Here is a 15,876-nt window from a genome sequence, read left to right as displayed (position 1 = left end):
GCCGCGCGGAGGGGTCGGGCGGCGGGTCAGCGCTCGGTCGCGGCGCGGGCCACCTTGAGCAGCGGCTCGAGCGCCGCGTCGACCGCGCGCAGCTCGTCCGCGTCGAGACCGGCGATCAGCTCGCCGACGATCCCCGCACGCTCGTCGCGCACCTCCTGGACGACGCGGTTCCCGTCCTCGGTGAGGTGCAGGAGGACGGACCGGGCGTCGTCGGGCGAGGCGCTGCGCTCGAGGAGGCCGCGGGACTCCAGCAGGGCCACGATGCGCGTCATCGCGGGCGCGCCGACCCGTTCGACGCGTGCGAGGTCGCTCGGGCGCTGCGGCCCGAGGCGCTCGATCGTCGCCAGCGTCGAGAAGTGGCCGGCGGACAGGTCGCCGTGGGTCGGGCGGATGCGCCGTGCGACGCGTCCGACGACGATCGCGAGGCGGCCGGCGACGTCCGCCGGGTCGGGGCTGGTGCTCACGCGGGCGATCCTCCCACGCGGTGGTCTCCGTCGCCGAGTCCGGAGCGGGCGGCGGTGACGGCGGCGTCCTCCGCTGCGGGGGAGACGGCCGCCGCGACGGCTGTACCCCCGCCCGGCTCGACCACGGCGTCGGGCGAGCCGGGGGCCGCCGCGCGGGTGCCGTCGTCGTGCACGTAGCGCTTGCCGCGGAACAGGGACGCGACCGCGCCCACGAGCGACATGGCGGCGGCGACGGTGAACACGACGACGAGGCCGTGGTGGAACGCGTCCGAGATGAGCTGGGGGAAGAACTCCTTGCCGACGAGCGCGTCCTGGTCGGCCTGGGGGAGCTGGGACAGCGTGTCGGAGCCGAGCAGCGACTGGATCGGGTTGTAGCCGAGGAACGCGGCGAACAGGCTGCCGACGGGCGGGAGCTGGGCGATCTGGTCGGCGACCTGCGTCGGCACGTGGTGCTCGGTGAGGCCCGTGCGCAGGGCGTCGGGGAGGGTCGAGGCGAGGCCCACGACCATGAGCGAGAAGAACACGCCGATCGACAGCGACGAGCCGGCGTTCTGCACGGTGCCGGCCACGCCCGACGCTGCGCCGCGCTCGCTCGCCGGGACGGCGTTCATGATCGCGGACCGGTTCGGAGCACCGAACATGCCTGAGCCGATGCCGGACAGCAGGGTGATGATCGCGAACTGCCAGTACTCGAAGTTCACCGGCAGGAAGATCAGCGCGACGAACGTCGCCGCGACGAGGAGCAGGCCGCCGGACGCGAAGCCGCGCGCCCCGAACCGGTCGGACAGCGTCCCGGACAGCGGGCCGGCGAGCAGGAACCCGATGGTGATCGGCAGGAGGTAGATGCCGGCCCAGAGCGGGGTGTCCTCGTAGTTGAAGCCGTGGCGGGGAAGCCAGATCCCCTGCAGCCAGATGATGAGCATGAACTGGAGGCCGCCGCGGCCGATGGACGCGAGCAGGCCGGCGAGGTTGCCCATCGAGAACGCGCGGATGCGGAACAGGCGCATGTCGAGCATCGGGGCCGTCACGCGGAGCTCGACCAGCACGAAGGCGACCAGCAGCACGAGGCCGCCGATGATCGCGCTGAGCACCCACGGGTTGGTCCAGCCGGTCGGGTGGCCGCCGTAGGGCTGGATGCCGTAGGTGATGCCGGTCAGCAGGGCGGTCAGGCCCAGCGCGAACGTCACGTTCCCGGCCCAGTCGAGGCGGCCGGGGTTCTTCTGGCCGGTCTCGTGCAGCGAGCGGTACGACCAGATCGTCCCGATGATGCCGATCGGCACGCTCACCCAGAACACCGCGCGCCAGTCCACGACCGCCAGCAGGCCGCCCACGAGCAGACCGATGAACGATCCCGCGATCGCCGCGACCTGGTTGATGCCGAGGGCCATGCCGCGGCGGTCCGCGGGGAACGCGTCGGTGATGATCGCCGTCGAGTTCGCGAAGAGCATCGCGCCGCCCACGCCCTGGACGATGCGCCACACGATCAGCCACATCGCGCCGTGCCCGCCGTGGAACGGGTCGAACGACAGCGCGATCGAGCCGACCGTGAAGACGACGAAGCCCAGGTTGTAGATCCGGACGCGGCCGAACATGTCGCCGAGGCGTCCGAAGCTCGTCACGAGCACGGCCGTCACGAGCATGTAGCCCATGAGGATCCACAGCAGGTAGCTGACGTTGCCCGCCTGGAGCGGGTCGAGGTCGATGCCCTTGAAGATCGCGGGAAGCGAGATCAGCACGATCGAGGCGTTGATGGTCGCCATGAGCATGCCGAGCGTGGTGTTGGACAGCGCGACCCACTTGTAGCGGGGGTGGTCCTTGGGCAGGAAGAGCGAGCGCGAGTTCACGAGTCTCCGGGGGAGCGACGACGAGGCGCGGCGGCACGGCAGCGCCCCAGGTGCTTGCAATATGCCAAGCAGTTTACGCCCGCCCCTCCGGGACCGGAGGCGGCACGGGGAGACGGGGCCCGCGCACGACGACGCCCGGCCACCTCCGCGTGGAGGGTGCCGGGCGTCGGGGTGGTGCGGGTGCTGGTGCTCAGCCCTGGAAGGGCTTGGCGTCGACGATCTCGACCGGGATCTCGTTGCCGTTGGGCGCGGTGTAGCTCGTCGAGTCGCCGACGGACTTGCCGTTGATCGCGGCGCCGAGCGCGGAGCCCGGCGAGAACACGTCGATGTCGGTGGTGCCGGCGATCTCGCGCGAACCGAGGAGGAACACCATCTCGTCGCCCGCCACCTTGGCGGTGACGAGCATGCCGGGCTCGACGGTGCCGTCGTCGGGCGGCGTGCCGATCTGGGCGGTGCGGAGCTTCTCGGTGAGCTCGCGGATCCGGGCCTCGTTCTTGGCCTGCTCCTCGCGCGCGGCGTGGTAGCCGCCGTTCTCCTTGAGGTCGCCCTCGTCGCGCGCGGCGGCGATGCGCTCCGCGATCTCGGTGCGCCCGGGGCCGGAGAGGCGCTCGAGCTCGGCCTGGAGCCTGTCGTGGGCCTCCTGGGTCAGCCAGGTGACGGAGGTGTCGGTCACGGTTCGCTCCTTCCTGCGAGAGCGTGTCGTCGCGGGGTCTCCGCGAGGTGATGAGAATCACGCGTGCAGCTCTGCCGGCTCGTGACCGCGGGCGACCCGGGACCGGAGCGAGAGCTCGGGAGACCGGACGGTCGCGGCACGGGCGCCGACGTGAGCGGCACGCGCTGAATTGCCAAGGATATCAAATCGGACGCCGCTGGACCGGATCTCCGGTTCGCGGGGTGTCGGCGCGAGCGGCGCGCCACCCCGCACTGGCGCTCGTGCGGGGCGCCGGGTCAGCCGGCGACGCGGCAGGAGTCGGCCACACCGGTCACGGCGCGCTCCGCCGTCGCGACCGTCGCGGTGTACCGCATGACCTGCTGGTCAGCGGTGGGAATCCTCACGTCCTTGCTCCCCACCTGCGCGTGCGCGTCGTTGAGGGCCTCGAGCGTGCACACCACGGGCGTGCCGGGCTTGGTCGTCACGCTGAAGGTGACGGACACGCTCTGAGCGTCCTTCACCGAGTAGCCGTACGTCTCGACGGTCACCCCGGTGCTCTTGGCGAGCCCGAACCACACGAGCACCGCGACCGCGGCGGCCGCCACGACGGACAGCACGACGATGGTGACGGTCCGGCGTCGTCCGCGCCGGGCTGGCGCAGGGCCGTACCGTCCCGGGGGGAGCGTGGTGGCGGTCATGGACCCATTGTCTCCGACTATCCTCGACGGTGTTCCCAGGTGGGTCCGTCCCGCCAGCCTGCCCGGGCCCCGGCGCGTCGTCGGGAGCCCGCCGTCCTTTGGAGCCGCACGTGTCCGTCGCACCCGAGAGCGGTGGCGCCCCCGAGCGCCTGCGCCTCATGGCCGTGCACGCCCACCCCGACGACGAGTCCAGCAAGGGCGCCGCGACCACCGCCCGCTACGCGGCCGAGGGCGTCGACGTCCTCGTCGTGAGCTGCACCGGTGGCGAGCGCGGCGACGTGCTCAACCCGTCCTTCGGCCCCGGCCCGACGACGCTCGAGGGCATGCGCGAACTGCGCCGCTCCGAGATGGCGCGCGCCCGCGAGGCGCTGGGCGTGCGGCAGCAGTGGCTGGGCTTCGTCGACTCGGGCCTGCCCGAGGGCGACCCGCTCCCGCCGCTCCCGGAGGGCTCGTTCGGGCTGCAGCCGCTCGACGTCGCGGCGCGGCCCCTCGTCGAGCTGGTCCGGGAGTTCCGGCCGCACGTCATGACGACGTACGACCCGAGCGGCGGCTACCCGCACCCCGACCACATCATGTGCCACAAGGTCGCGTTCGAGGCCTTCCGGAAGGCCGGCGACCCGTCGTGCTACCCGGGCGCGGGCGCGCCGTGGGAGGTCTTCAAGCTGTACTACAACCACGACTTCTCGCTCGCGCGCATGCGCACCGTCCACGAGGCCATGGAGGGCCTCGGGCTGGTGTCGCCGTTCGGCGACTGGATCGAGTCGCGGGCCGCGCGCGAGATCCCCGAGCGCCCGGTGACGACGCGCATCCAGGTGTCCGCGTACTTCCCCCAGCGTGACGCCGCGCTCGTCGCCCATGCGAGCCAGATCGACCCCGAGGGCTTCTTCTTCCAGGTGCCCCGTGACCTCGAGGCCGACGTCTGGCCGTGGGAGGAGTACGAGCTCGCGGAGTCCCGCGTCCCGACGACGCTGCCCGAGGACGACCTGTTCGCCGGCGTGCGCGACCTGGTGGGCACCGGCGAGGGCGCCACCGCCACGACGACGGGGGAGCGAGCATGACCGGGCACGTCGTCGAGGTGGCGTGGCGCGTCGCTGCGGCGGTGACGCCGGCGCCGGACAACGACCTCGAGACCACGGGCGGCGGCGGCAAGGACAGCTTCGCGTTCTTCGTGGTGTCGGTGCTGCTGGCGCTCGCGTGCATCGCGATCGGCCTGCTCATGGCGCGCCAGCTCCGGCGGATGAACCGCAACTACGCACGCAAGGTCGAGGACGGCGAGCTCGAGCCGGAGCACGACCGCCCGGCGTCGGGCATCGCGACCGCGCAGAACCCCGAGGGGTGGCGAGGTCCCGACGCGTCCGGGCGGCGCAGCGGCTCCGACCCGGGGGCACCCGGCGACGCCGCGGACGGCCCGCGCGACGGCTCCTGACGTGCCCGAGGTCCCTGCCGCGCCGGAGGACCGGCCCGCGCCCGTCGCGCTCCGGCTGACGCTCGCGCAGGTCGCCTCCACGCGCGACGGCGCCACGAACCTCGCGCGAGCGCGCGAGGCGGTGCACCACGCCGCCGACGACGGCGCGCACGTCGTCGTGCTCCCCGAGTACGCGTCCGCGTTCGACCCGCACGGCCCCTACCCCGAGCTGGCGGAGCCGCTCGACGGGCGGTTCGTCGAGGGACTGCGGGCCACGGCGCGCGACACGGGCGTGGCGATCGTCGCCGGGACCACCGTGCCGGGCGCGGACCCCGCCCGGGCCGTGAACGTCGTCGTCGGGGTCGGGTCGGACGGCGCGCTCGTCGGCGCGTACCGCAAGGTGCACCTCTACGACGCGTTCGGGCAGCGGGAGTCCGACCGGCTGGAGGCGGGGGCCCCCGCCGCGCCGCCGCTCGTCCTCGACCGGACGGCGTGGGCTCCCGACAGCACGACCCGGTCGCCCGGCCTGTTCGCCGGGGTCCTCACGTGCTACGACCTGCGCTTCCCCGAGTCGGCGCGCCGCCTCGTCGACGCGGGCGCCGACGTCCTCCTCGTCCCGGCCGCCTGGGCGGCGCCGTCGAGCGCGGGGCGCGCCGCCGAGCGCGAGCTCAAGGGCGACCACTGGCGCACGCTGCTGCGCGCACGTGCGATCGAGAACACGACGTTCGTCGTCGGGGTAGGGCAGTGCGGGCCGGGCGTGCTGGGGCGTTCGCTGGTCGTCGGGCCCGATGGCGCCGTCCTGGCCGAGCTCGGCGAGGAGCCCGGGTGCGTGACCGTGGAGCTCGACCCCCGGTGCCTGGGCGAGGTCCGCGCGGCGAACCCGTCCCTGGTGAACCGGCGCTACGTCGTCGTCCCGCGCTGAACGGTCGTCAGGCGGCGACGGCGACGATCGTGATCGCGGTGGCGTGGCACGCGAACCCCACGACGGTCAGCGCGTGGAAGACCTCGTGGAAGCCGAACCAGCGGGGGCTGGGGTTCGGGCGCTTGGTGCCGTAGACGACGGCCCCGAGCGTGTACGCGAGCCCGCCGGCGGCGACGAGCCACACGACCGCCGGCCCGCCGGTCCGCCAGAACTGCGGGAAGAACCCGACCGCGACCCAGCCGAGCGCCACGTAGATCGGCACGTACACCCAGCGCGGTGCGCTCAGCCAGAAGACCCGTGCCAGCAGGCCGAGCACGGCACCGGACCACACGATCCAGAGGAGCATGACGGCGGTGCCGTGCGGCAGCAGCATCACGGCCAGCGGCGTGTAGGTGCCGGCGATGATGAGAAAGATGTTCGAGTGGTCGGCGCGGCGCAGCGCTGCGGTCACGCGCGGCGACCACGTGCCGCGGTGGTACACCGCCGAGGTGCCGAACAGGAGGCACGCGCTCAGCCCGAAGACGGCGCACGACCAGCGCGGGGCGCCCGCGGGGGCGAGGCACACGACGACGATCGACACGGCGAGCACGAGCGGGAACGCGCCCGCGTGGATCCAGCCGCGCAGGCGGGGCTTGACGATCCGCGCGACGTTGCCGGCGGCGTCGGACACGGCCTCGGTCACCGCGTCGAGGCGGAGGGGGACGGCTGACGCGCGGACGGGGTCGACGTGGTGGGCCACAGGGCCTCCTGGGGTCGGGCGGCGCTCGGACGGCGGACCGGTGCGGTCAACCTACGCCATCGTAAGTTACGGTTCCGTAGGCGGTCCAGCGGCACGGGAGGGCGTGTTGCCTCGGGTACCGTGTCACCCGGGTGTGAGCGACATGCGACCCGGGCCTCCCGCAGGTCCCGGACGACCGGCGAGGAGGGCCCGTGCGGCTGCCGAACGTGCTGTACGGGGTCTACGAACGGCGTCTCGCGCGGTCGCTGCCCGCCGGCAGCGTGCCCCGGCACGTCGGCGTCATCCTCGACGGCAACCGGCGCTGGGCGCGGTCGTTCGGCGAGCCCGCTGCGACCGGCCACCGGCGCGGGGCCGACAAGATCGAGGAGTTCCTCGGCTGGTCGGAGGAGCTCGGCATCGAGGTCGTCACGCTGTGGATGCTGTCCACCGACAACCTGGGCCGCCCCGCGAGCGAGCTGCAGGACCTCCTCGACATCATCAACGACGCCGTCCAGGAGCTCGCCGACACGGGCGAGCGCACGGGCCGGTGGCGTCTGCGGGTCATGGGCCGCCTCGACCTGCTGCCCGCGAGCACGGCCGACGCGCTGCGTGAGGCGGTAGCCCGCACGGCGCACGTCGACGGCGGTCTGCAGGTCAACGTCGCGATCGGCTACGGCGGGCGGCACGAGATCGCCGACGCCGTGCGGGACCTGCTGCGCACCCGCGCGGCCGAGGGGGCGACGCTCGTCGAGGTCGCCGACGACCTGGACGTCGAGCACATCCAGGCCCACCTGTACACCAAGGGCCAGCCCGACCCCGAGCTCCTCATCCGCACGTCGGGGGAGCAGCGGCTGTCCGGCTTCCTGCTGTGGCAGTCGGCGCAGTCGGAGTTCTACTTCTGCGAGGCGTACTGGCCCGACTTCCGCCGCGTCGACTACCTGCGCGCGCTGCGCGCGTACTCGACGCGCGAGCGCCGGCTCGGGAAGTAGCCGTGACGCCCGACGAGCGCCGCGCGGTCGAGGCCTGGGAGTCGCTCTTCCGGGCGCAGGTCGCGGTGCTCCGACGGCTCGGCGCCGACGCCATCTGGCAGGACGTGTCGTTCCGCGAGTACGACGTCCTCTTCACGCTCCGGTCGCGGCCCGGGCACGCCGCCCGGCTGCGCGACCTGGCCGCGCTGAGCCTGCTCAGCCAGCCCTCGCTGTCGCGGATGGTCGACCGGCTGGAGGCGCGCGGGCTGGTCGCCCGAGAGGTCGTGCCGGGCGACGCGCGCGGCACGCTCGTCGTGCTCACGGAGGAGGGCGCGCGCGTCCAGGGCGAGGTCGGGCGCCGGCACGCCGAGGCGATCGCGGCCTACGTCGGCGGTGCGCTCGACGACGACGACCTCGACGCGCTCCGGGCCCTCACCGGCCGGCTGCGCGACGCCCAGGGCGCGATCCCGGACGTCCGGCGCTCCCCGGGTCGCTGACCTCGGGCGTCCCCGCGGTCCGGCCGCTGCTCGTGGCCCCGGCGGCGTCGGGCTCGCCGGCGGCGGCCGGCTCGCCGGCGGCGGTGGGCTCGCCGGCGTCCTCGGCCTTCGCGGGGTCCGGCCGGACGGCGTCGGCGAGCGCGTCGAGGAACGCGACGACGACGGCCGACTCGGCCGGCTGGAGGGCGGCGGCCACCTCGCGCATCCGCGCGTGCATGGAGCCGAGCGTCTCGTGCACCTCGGTGTGCACGTGCGAGGTGAGCTCGATCCGCAGGCCGCGTCGGTCGGTGGGGTGCTGGACGCGGCGCAGGCGGCCGCCGGCCTCGAGCCGGTCGAGCAGCTTGGTGGTCGAGGCGGTCGAGATCCCGAGCGCCCGGCTGAGGTCGCGCGGCGCGACGGCGCGGCCGTCCTTCTCCGCCGCGGCGAGGTACCGGACGGCGCGCAGGTCGGTCTCGTTCATGTCCATGTCGCGCTGGAGCTTGCGCCGCATGGCCTCGTCGGCGCGCAGGAACCGGCGGACGGCGTCGAGCGAGGCGGCCTCGCCCCAGCCGTCGCGCGGGTACCAGTAGCTCGGCGCGGGGTCCGGGTCGTGCGCTGTCGCGGTGCGCGTCATGGCAGGAGTCTACGACGGCTTGTATCTAGCCTGGCTAGCAACTAGCCTGGCGACCCATGAGGATCCGACGACGCCTCGACCCCGAGTCCACGCCGGGGCAGCGCGCTCCCGCCGACGAGGTCGTCCTCGTCGACGACGAGGGGCGGCCCTGCGGCACGGCGCCGCGTGACGGCGTCCACGGGAGCGCGACGCCCCGGCACCTCGCCTTCTCGTGCCACGTGACGGACGCGTCCGGTCTCGTGCTCGTGACGCGGCGGGCGCTGGGGAAGCGGAGCTGGCCGGGCGTGTGGACGAACGCGTTCTGCGGGCACCCGCGACCGGGCGAGAGCGTGGTCGACGCGGCCGTCCGCCGCGGCGCCGAGGAGCTCGGCCTGCGGTTTCCCGAGCTGCCGCGCGTCGTGCTGCCCGTGTTCTCCTACCGCGCCGTCGACGACGCGGGGACGTGGGAGCACGAGCTGTGCCCCGTCCTGGTGGCGACGCTGGACGGCGACGCCCCCGTCCCCACGCCCGACCCGGACGAGGTGGTCGCCTGGCGCTGGGTCGACCCCGACGAGCTCGCCGTGGCGGCTGCCGCGGCCCCCTGGGCGTTCAGCCCGTGGTCCGTCGCCCAGCTCGGCGAGCTCGCCGCCTCCCCCGGAGGACTGCGCCCCGCCCTCGGGCCCGTGGCGCGGCGCGCCGTGGAGGTGCCCGGTGCCTGACGGCGGGCTCGCCGCGGCGGCCGACCCGGACCTCCTCCTCGACGTCGAGGCGGCCCTCCGGCGCCACGTCGACGACGCCCGGGCCCGGGCCCGGTCCGCGGGGCCGGCCGCCGAGGCGCTCTGGGACGACGTGCGCGACGCGACCCGGGGCGGCAAGCGTCTGCGCCCACGACTCCTGCTCGCGACGCACCGCGCGCTGGGCGGCGTGCGGGACGACGCGGCGCTCCAGCTCGCCGTGGCGCTCGAGCTGCTGCACACGGCCTTCTGCCTCCACGACGACGTCATCGACCGCGACGTCGAGCGGCACGGCCGGCCCACCGTCGCGGCCCGGTACACGGCCGGTGCCCGCGCGGCCGGAGCGTCGCCCTCGCACGCCGACGCGTGCGGGGTGGCGGCGGGCATCCTGGCGGGGGACCTCGCGCTCACGCTCGCGACCCGCCTGGTCGCGACCGCGCCCGTGGACGCGTCGTCCCGGCACCGGCTCCTCGACCGGCTCGACGACGTCGTGCAACGCTCCGCGGCCGGCGAGCTCGACGACGTGCTCGCCGTCGTCGCGCCCGTGAGCACGGGGCTGACCGACGTCCTGCGGACGGCCTCGCGCAAGACCGCCGAGTACACCGTCGTCGCCCCCGTGGTTCTCGGCGCCGAGCTCGCGGGCGCCACGCCGGAGCTCGTCGACGTGCTGCGGGTCGCGGGCCGCAGCCTCGGGGTCGCGTTCCAGCTCGGGGACGACCTGCTCGGGACCTTCGGCGACGAGCGCGTGACCGGCAAGAGCGCACGCAGCGACCTGGCCGAGGGCAAGGTCACCGCACTCGTCGTCCTCGCCCGCCGGACGACCGCCTGGCCCGAGGTCGCGGCCCATCTCGGCGACGAGGGCGTGAGCGTGCGCGACGCCCGGCGCGTCCGCTCGGCCCTCGAGCGGGCGGGGGTCCGGGCCGAGCTCGAGGACCTGGTCCGCCGGTACGCCGAGCACGGCACCCGGCTGCTGGACGACCCGGTCGTGCCGCCCTCGCTGCGTCAGGCCCTCGCGCCGTACGCCCGGTCCGTGGTGGCGAGGGTCCGATGAGCGTCGCGCTCGACCGCTACGGGCTCGCCTCGAGGCGTGCCTCGACCCAGGTCATCCGCACCTACTCGACGTCGTTCGCGCTCGCCTCCCGCCTCCTGCGCGGCCAGGTGCGCCGCGACGTGGTCTGCGTGTACGCGCTGGTCAGGCTGGCGGACGAGGTCGTCGACGGCGCCGCGACGGACGCCGGGCTGGGCGCGGCGGGCTGCCGCGACGCCCTCGACGCGCTCGAGGCCGAGACGCTCGCGGCCATGCGGACGGGCTACTCGACCAACCCGATCGTCCAGAGCTTCGCGGAGGTCGCGGGCCGCGCCGGGGTGACTCCCGACCTGGTCGTGCCGTTCTTCGCGTCGATGCGCGCGGACCTGGACGTGACCGTGCACACCCCGGCGTCGTTCCGTGCCTACGTGTACGGGTCCGCGGAGGTGGTCGGGCTGATCTGCCTGCGGTGCTTCCTCGCCGCCGACGACGTTCCCCGCCGGTCGCCGGCCGAGGTCGCCCGGCTCGAGGCGGGCGCGCGCGCCCTGGGGGCCGCGTTCCAGAAGGTGAACTTCCTGCGCGACCTGGGCGACGACGCGCGGACCCTCGGGCGCCGCTACTTCCCCGGCGTGGACCCCGAGCGCCTCGACGCGGCGACGCGGGACCGCCTGGTCGCGGACGTCCGCCGCGACCTCGCGACCGCGCGGGCCGTCGTCCCGGCCCTGCCGCCGAGCTCCCGGGCGGCCGTGCTCGCGACCCACGCGCTGTTCGCGGAGCTCGCCCGCCGGATCGCGCGCACCGAGCCGGCGGCGGTCGTCGCGGGCCGCGTGCGCGTGCCCGACCCGGTCAAGGCGCTCGTCACCGCGCGGGCCGTGGTCGAGGCCCAGCTGATCGGCGGGCGCTCGTGAGCCGGGTCGTGGTGGTCGGCGCGGGCGTCGCCGGGCTCGGTGCCGCCGCGCTCCTCGCGCAGGACGGACACGACGTGACCGTCGTGGAGCGGCAGGAGAGCGTCGGCGGCCGGGTCGGCGTGTGGCGCGAGGGCGGCTTCACGTTCGACCTCGGGCCGTCCTGGTACCTCATGCCCGAGGTGTTCGACCGGTTCTTCGCGCGGCTCGGGACCAGCGCCGAGGCCGAGCTCGACCTCGTGCCCCTCCCGACGGCGTTCCGGGCGTTCTTCGACGACGCGCCGCCGCTCGACGTGACCGACGACCCCCACCGCACGGCGGCGACGTTCGAGGCGCGCGAGCCCGGCGCGGGCGAGCGCCTGGAGGCCTACCTGCGCTCCGCCGGGCGTGCCTACCGCACGGCGGTCGACCGGTTCCTCTACACCGACTACGCCTCCCTGCGCGAGGTCGGGGACGCGGTCCGCGGGCTGGGGCCGCGCGACGCCGTCGAGCTCCTCGGCCTGGTCTCGACGTCGCTCTGGCGCAGGACCGGACGGGTCGCCGGCGACCGCGGGCTGCGGCAGGTGCTCGCCTACCCGGCGGTGTTCCTGGGCGCATCGCCCTACCGCGCGCCCGCGCTCTACCACCTCATGAGCCACCTCGACCTGGTCGAGGGGGTGCGCTACCCGCGCGGCGGCTTCGGGACCCTGGCCGCAGCCCTGGAACGCCTCGCCGTCGAGCGGGGCGCGCGGATCCGCACGCGCACCGAGGCCGTGCGCGTCGTCGTCGAGCCGGCTAGGGCGCCCGGCGACCGCCCGCGCCGCCGGGCGAGGGGGGCCGTGCGCGGCGTCGTCGTGCGCGACGCCTCCACCGGGACGGTCGAGCGGCTCGACGCGGACGTCGTCGTCGCGGCGGGCGACCTCCACCACACCGAGACGCACCTGGTGCCGCCCCCCTACCGCACCTATCCCGAGCGCTGGTGGCGAGGGCGCGACCCCGGGCCCGGGGCGGTCCTGCTCTGCCTCGGCGTCCGCGGGCGGCTCGACGGGCTCGCGCACCACTCCCTGGTCTTCACGGCCGACTGGCGGGCCAACTTCGACGCCGTCTTCGGGCCGCGCCCGGCCGTCCCCGACCCGGCGTCGTACTACGTGTGCCGCCCCACCGCGACCGACCCGAGCGTCGCGCCCGTGGGGCACGAGAACCTGTTCGTCCTGGTCCCCGTGCCGGCGGACCCCGGGCTCACGCCCGACGACCCGCGTGTCGCCGCGCTCGTGGACCGGGTGATCGCGGACCTCGCTCGGCGTGCCGGGGCGCCGGACCTCGCGGAGCGCGTCGTCGTGAGCCGGGTCGTCACGCCGTCCTGGTTCGCGCAGACCCTGCACGCCTGGTCGGGCGGGGCGCTCGGGCCCGCGCACACGCTGCGCCAGTCCGCGCTGTTGCGGGGCCGGAACGCGTCGGCCCGCGTCGACGGCCTCGTCTACGCGGGCGGCTCGACCGTCCCCGGCGTCGGGCTGCCCATGTGCCTCATCAGCGCCGAGCTCGCGGCAGGCCGCGTCTCCCGGCGGGCGGCCCCGGCCACGGTGACCTCGTGAGGGGCGCGTACCTCGCGGCGCTCGCGGTCTCGCTGGCGGGCCTGGCCGTGCTCGACGTGCGGTTCCGCCTCGTGCTCGCGCGCGACCTGCGCCGCGGCCTCGCGACGCTCGGCGTCGGGCTCGCCGCGTTCCTCGTCTGGGACCTCGCGGGGATCGGGCTGGGGATCTTCCGGCGCGGCGACGGGCGGTGGTCGACGGGCGTCGAGATCGTCCCGCACCTGCCCGTCGAGGAGCCGGTGTTCCTGCTGCTGCTCTGCTACGTCACGCTCGAGCTCGTGGAGGCGTCCCGCCGTCTGCTCGCGCGCTCCGGCCGGGAGGCGCGGCGGTGAGCTACCTCGTCCTCGACGCCGTCGCGCTCGCCGTCCTCGCCGTCCCGTTCGTGTTCGCCGCCCGGCGGTGGGCCGGGCGCGGCGTCCTCGGCCGCCGCCTCGCCGCCCTGGGGGTCGCCGCCGTCGCGCTGCTCGTCGTGACGGCCGTCTTCGACTCGCTCATGATCGCCGCGGGGCTGTTCACCTACGACGCGTCGGCGCTGCTCGGGCTGCACGTCGGACGCGCCCCCGTCGAGGACCTCGCCTACCCGCTGGGCGCCGTCCTGCTCCTGCCGAGCGTCTGGGAGCTGCTCGGACCGGCCACGGTCCCGGCCGGCGCCGCGGAGCCGGCCGAGGCCGCCGCCGTCGTACCCGAGGACCACCGCCCCGCCAGGAGGACCCCGTGACCGTCACCGCCGTCCGCCGGCACGCGAGCCTGCGCGAGCTCGTCGTCGCCTCCCGGCCCCTGAGCTGGATCAACACCGCGTTCCCGTTCGCAGCCGCGCTGCTTCTCAGCAGCCGGCACGTCGGGGCGCTCCTCGTCGTCGGGACCGTGTTCTTCCTCGTCCCGTACAACCTGCTCATGTACGGCGTGAACGACGTGTTCGACCACGAGTCCGACGCGCGCAACCCCCGCAAGGGCGGGGCCGAGGGGGCCCTCCTCGCCGCCCCTGCGCTCCGTTCCCTCCTGCGCTGGTCCGTCGGGCTGGCCGTGCCCTTCGCCGTCGCCGTGCCCGTGCTGGCCGGCATCGAGCAGCCGGGGCGCGGCGGCTGGACCGCGCTCGCGCTCGCGGTCGTGCTGTTCGCCGTCGTGGCGTACTCGGCGCCCGGGCTCCGGTTCAAGGAGCGGCCGGTGCTCGACTCCGCGACCTCGAGCACGCACTTCGTCGGACCCGCCGTGGTCGGGCTGGTCGCCGGTGGCGCGGAGCCGACGCGCACGGTCCTCGCGATCGTCGTCGCGTTCTTCTGCTGGGGGATGGCGGCCCAGGCGTTCGGTGCCGTGCAGGACGTCGGCCCGGACCGCGCCGCCGGGATCGCGTCCGTCGCGACCGTGCTCGGTGCGCGCCGGACCGTCCGGGCCGCGATCGCCGTCTGGGGGCTCGCGGGGCTCGTGGTGCTGCTGGCGGGGCTGCCGGGGGCCCTCGCGGCGGTCCTCGTGGTCCCGTACGTCGTCGCCGCGTGGCCGTACCGGGACGTCGCCGACGCCGACGCCGCGCTGGCGCACCGGGGGTGGCAGGCGTTCCTCCGGCTCAACTACGCCTGCGGGTTCGTCGTCTTCTGGCTGTGCTGGTGGGCCTGGACGCACCCCTGACCGGGCGTTGACGCCCGAGGCCGGGCGGGGCGTGTCGCTCCGGCCGGTTCCCGGGCCCGTGGCTAGGCTCGCGACCGTGAGCCCCCGTGACGCACGTGCCGAGGCCCCGCCCGCCGCCACCCGTCCTCGGGTGGTGGTCGCACCGGACTCGTTCAAGGGCTCGGCCGCAGCCGCCGACGTCGCGGCGTCCCTCGCCGAGGGCGTCCTGCGCGCGCGGCCCGACGCCGACGTCGTCCGGCTGCCGATGGCCGACGGCGGAGAGGGCACGCTCGCCGCGCTCGTCGCCGCCTGGGGGGTCGAGGAGCGTCGCACCGACACGGTCGACGCGCTCGGGCGTCCCACCCGGGCCCGCTGGGCCGTGTCCGCGGACGGCAGGCTCGCCGTCGTCGAGCTCGCGCAGGCGAGCGGCCTCGCGGACGTGACCGACGTGCTCCCGCAGCCGCTCCTCGCGACCACCTACGGCACCGGCGTCGTGCTCCGGGCCGCGCTCGACGCGGGGGTCGCCGAGATCCTGCTGTGCCTGGGCGGCTCCGCGACGACGGACGGCGGGGCGGGCATCCTGCGCGCGCTCGGCGCGCGTCTCCTCGACGGGGACGGAGAGCCCGTGCCCGACGGAGGGGAGGGGCTCGCCGACGTGGCGCGGCTCGAGCTCGACGACCTCCACCCGCGGGCGCGGGAGGTGCGGTGGCGTCTCGCGGTCGACGTGACGAACCCGCTCGTCGGGGAGCGCGGGGCCGCGCGGACGTTCGGCCCGCAGAAGGGCGCCGCGGACGCCGACCTCGCCTACCTGGACGACGGCCTCGCACGGTGGGCGGGCGTCGTCGAGGGCGTGCGCGGCGTCGACGTGCGGGACCTGCCGGGGGCGGGCGCCGCGGGCGGGGTCGCGGGCGGGCTCCACGCCGTCCTCGGCGCGGAGCTCGAAGGTGGTGCGGCGCTCGTCGCGGACGCGGTAGGCCTTGCGGACGCCGTCGCGGACGCCTCGCTCGTGCTCACGGGCGAGGGGTCGTTCGACTCGCAGTCGCTCGGCGGCAAGGTCGCCGACCAGGTCGCGGCCGTCGCTGCAGCGGCGCCTGCCCGGCCACCCGTGGTCGTGGTGGCCGGGCAGGTGCTGCTGCCCGCGTCCCGGGCGGCGGAGGCAGGCGTCACGGCGGCGTTCAGCATCGCGGGCGGACCCGCGAGCCTCGCGGAGCTCGTCGTGCACACGCCGACGCGCCTCGCCGACGTCGCCGAGAACGTCGCCCGGCTCGTGCTCCGCTGAC

General features: G+C 75.5%; 19 protein-coding genes. 13 read left to right on the top strand and 6 right to left on the bottom strand.

Annotation, left to right across the window (positions count from 1 at the left end; all coding sequences use genetic code 11):
• Positions 1-26: 26 nt before the first annotated feature.
• From ACFT5B_RS09810 to ACFT5B_RS09795, 4 genes are all read right to left on the bottom strand, one after another.
• Positions 27-464, bottom strand: a complete 438-nt coding sequence (locus ACFT5B_RS09810) for a MarR family winged helix-turn-helix transcriptional regulator (RefSeq protein ID WP_386797816.1) — start codon at positions 462-464, stop codon at positions 27-29.
• Complete coding sequence (locus ACFT5B_RS09805) at positions 461-2,308, bottom strand: MFS transporter (protein ID WP_386797815.1); 1,848 nt, start codon at positions 2,306-2,308, stop codon at positions 461-463. Before ACFT5B_RS09805 ends, ACFT5B_RS09810 begins: the two co-directional genes overlap by 4 nt.
• 190 nt (positions 2,309-2,498) lie before the next feature.
• Positions 2,499-2,981, bottom strand: coding sequence for a transcription elongation factor GreA (greA, locus tag ACFT5B_RS09800; RefSeq protein ID WP_386797814.1), 483 nt, complete (start codon positions 2,979-2,981; stop codon positions 2,499-2,501).
• 275 nt (positions 2,982-3,256) lie between these two features.
• Positions 3,257-3,658 (bottom strand): DUF4307 domain-containing protein, encoded by a 402-nt coding sequence (locus ACFT5B_RS09795; protein ID WP_386797813.1) that lies wholly within the window; start codon positions 3,656-3,658, stop codon positions 3,257-3,259.
• Between the two features lie 158 nt (positions 3,659-3,816).
• Between ACFT5B_RS09795 and mca the strand changes: the two genes are divergently transcribed.
• Genes mca through ACFT5B_RS09780 form a run of 3 tightly spaced genes read left to right on the top strand, consistent with a single transcriptional unit; the run spans position 3,817 to position 5,985 of the window.
• Complete coding sequence (gene mca / locus ACFT5B_RS09790; RefSeq protein ID WP_386797869.1) at positions 3,817-4,716, top strand: mycothiol conjugate amidase Mca; 900 nt, start codon at positions 3,817-3,819, stop codon at positions 4,714-4,716.
• On the top strand, positions 4,713-5,084 hold the full coding sequence (locus ACFT5B_RS09785; RefSeq protein WP_386797812.1) for a hypothetical protein: 372 nt from the start codon (positions 4,713-4,715) through the stop codon (positions 5,082-5,084). The genes mca and ACFT5B_RS09785 overlap by 4 nt, the downstream gene beginning before the upstream one ends.
• Before the next feature lies 1 nt (position 5,085).
• Positions 5,086-5,985 (top strand): nitrilase-related carbon-nitrogen hydrolase, encoded by a 900-nt coding sequence (locus ACFT5B_RS09780; RefSeq protein ID WP_386797811.1) that lies wholly within the window; start codon positions 5,086-5,088, stop codon positions 5,983-5,985.
• 7 nt (positions 5,986-5,992) lie between these two features.
• On the opposite strand, the gene ACFT5B_RS09775 is transcribed toward ACFT5B_RS09780, so the two are convergent.
• Positions 5,993-6,724, bottom strand: a complete 732-nt coding sequence (locus ACFT5B_RS09775; protein WP_386797810.1) for a hemolysin III family protein — start codon at positions 6,722-6,724, stop codon at positions 5,993-5,995.
• A gap of 191 nt (positions 6,725-6,915) precedes the next feature.
• Between ACFT5B_RS09775 and ACFT5B_RS09770 the strand changes: the two genes are divergently transcribed.
• Positions 6,916-7,692: an isoprenyl transferase gene (locus tag ACFT5B_RS09770; protein ID WP_386797809.1), complete on the top strand. Its 777-nt coding sequence runs from the start codon at positions 6,916-6,918 to the stop codon at positions 7,690-7,692.
• Positions 7,693-7,694: 2 nt separating this feature from the next.
• Positions 7,695-8,168, top strand: a complete 474-nt coding sequence (locus tag ACFT5B_RS09765; RefSeq protein WP_386797808.1) for a MarR family winged helix-turn-helix transcriptional regulator — start codon at positions 7,695-7,697, stop codon at positions 8,166-8,168.
• Here ACFT5B_RS09765 and ACFT5B_RS09760 read toward each other — a convergent pair.
• Positions 8,104-8,781, bottom strand: a complete 678-nt coding sequence (locus ACFT5B_RS09760) for a MarR family winged helix-turn-helix transcriptional regulator (RefSeq protein WP_386797807.1) — start codon at positions 8,779-8,781, stop codon at positions 8,104-8,106. The genes ACFT5B_RS09765 and ACFT5B_RS09760 overlap by 65 nt on opposite strands.
• A gap of 56 nt (positions 8,782-8,837) precedes the next feature.
• Here ACFT5B_RS09760 and idi point away from each other — a divergent pair, with 56 nt between their 5' ends.
• The 8 genes from idi (at position 8,838) to ACFT5B_RS09720 (ending at position 15,875) form a co-directional block, all read left to right on the top strand.
• On the top strand, positions 8,838-9,479 hold the full coding sequence (gene idi / locus ACFT5B_RS09755) for an isopentenyl-diphosphate Delta-isomerase (RefSeq protein ID WP_386797806.1): 642 nt from the start codon (positions 8,838-8,840) through the stop codon (positions 9,477-9,479).
• Positions 9,472-10,545 carry a polyprenyl synthetase family protein gene (locus ACFT5B_RS09750; protein ID WP_386797805.1) on the top strand — a complete coding sequence of 358 codons (1,074 nt, stop codon included), beginning with the start codon at positions 9,472-9,474 and terminating at the stop codon, positions 10,543-10,545. The genes idi and ACFT5B_RS09750 overlap by 8 nt, the downstream gene beginning before the upstream one ends.
• Positions 10,542-11,429, top strand: a complete 888-nt coding sequence (locus ACFT5B_RS09745) for a phytoene/squalene synthase family protein (RefSeq protein ID WP_386797804.1) — start codon at positions 10,542-10,544, stop codon at positions 11,427-11,429. Before ACFT5B_RS09750 ends, ACFT5B_RS09745 begins: the two co-directional genes overlap by 4 nt.
• Complete coding sequence (gene crtI, locus ACFT5B_RS09740; protein WP_386797803.1) at positions 11,426-12,997, top strand: phytoene desaturase family protein; 1,572 nt, start codon at positions 11,426-11,428, stop codon at positions 12,995-12,997. Before ACFT5B_RS09745 ends, crtI begins: the two co-directional genes overlap by 4 nt.
• Complete coding sequence (locus ACFT5B_RS09735) at positions 12,994-13,326, top strand: lycopene cyclase domain-containing protein (protein WP_386797802.1); 333 nt, start codon at positions 12,994-12,996, stop codon at positions 13,324-13,326. The genes crtI and ACFT5B_RS09735 overlap by 4 nt, the downstream gene beginning before the upstream one ends.
• The gene (locus ACFT5B_RS09730; protein ID WP_386797801.1) at positions 13,323-13,712 is read left to right on the top strand and encodes a lycopene cyclase domain-containing protein; all 390 of its coding nucleotides are present in this window, start codon (positions 13,323-13,325) and stop codon (positions 13,710-13,712) included. The genes ACFT5B_RS09735 and ACFT5B_RS09730 overlap by 4 nt, the downstream gene beginning before the upstream one ends.
• Entirely contained in the window at positions 13,709-14,617 is a 909-nt protein-coding gene (locus ACFT5B_RS09725) for a prenyltransferase (protein ID WP_386797800.1), read from the top strand. Before ACFT5B_RS09730 ends, ACFT5B_RS09725 begins: the two co-directional genes overlap by 4 nt.
• Positions 14,618-14,693: 76 nt before the next feature.
• Positions 14,694-15,875, top strand: coding sequence for a glycerate kinase (locus ACFT5B_RS09720; RefSeq protein WP_386797799.1), 1,182 nt, complete (start codon positions 14,694-14,696; stop codon positions 15,873-15,875).
• The last annotated feature ends 1 nt before the right edge of the window (position 15,876 follow it).

It is taken from the genome of Luteimicrobium sp. NPDC057192, assembly GCF_042670205.1.
GTDB lineage: Bacteria > Actinomycetota > Actinomycetes > Actinomycetales > Cellulomonadaceae > Luteimicrobium.
This window is presented reverse-complemented; position numbering and strand designations above follow the sequence as displayed.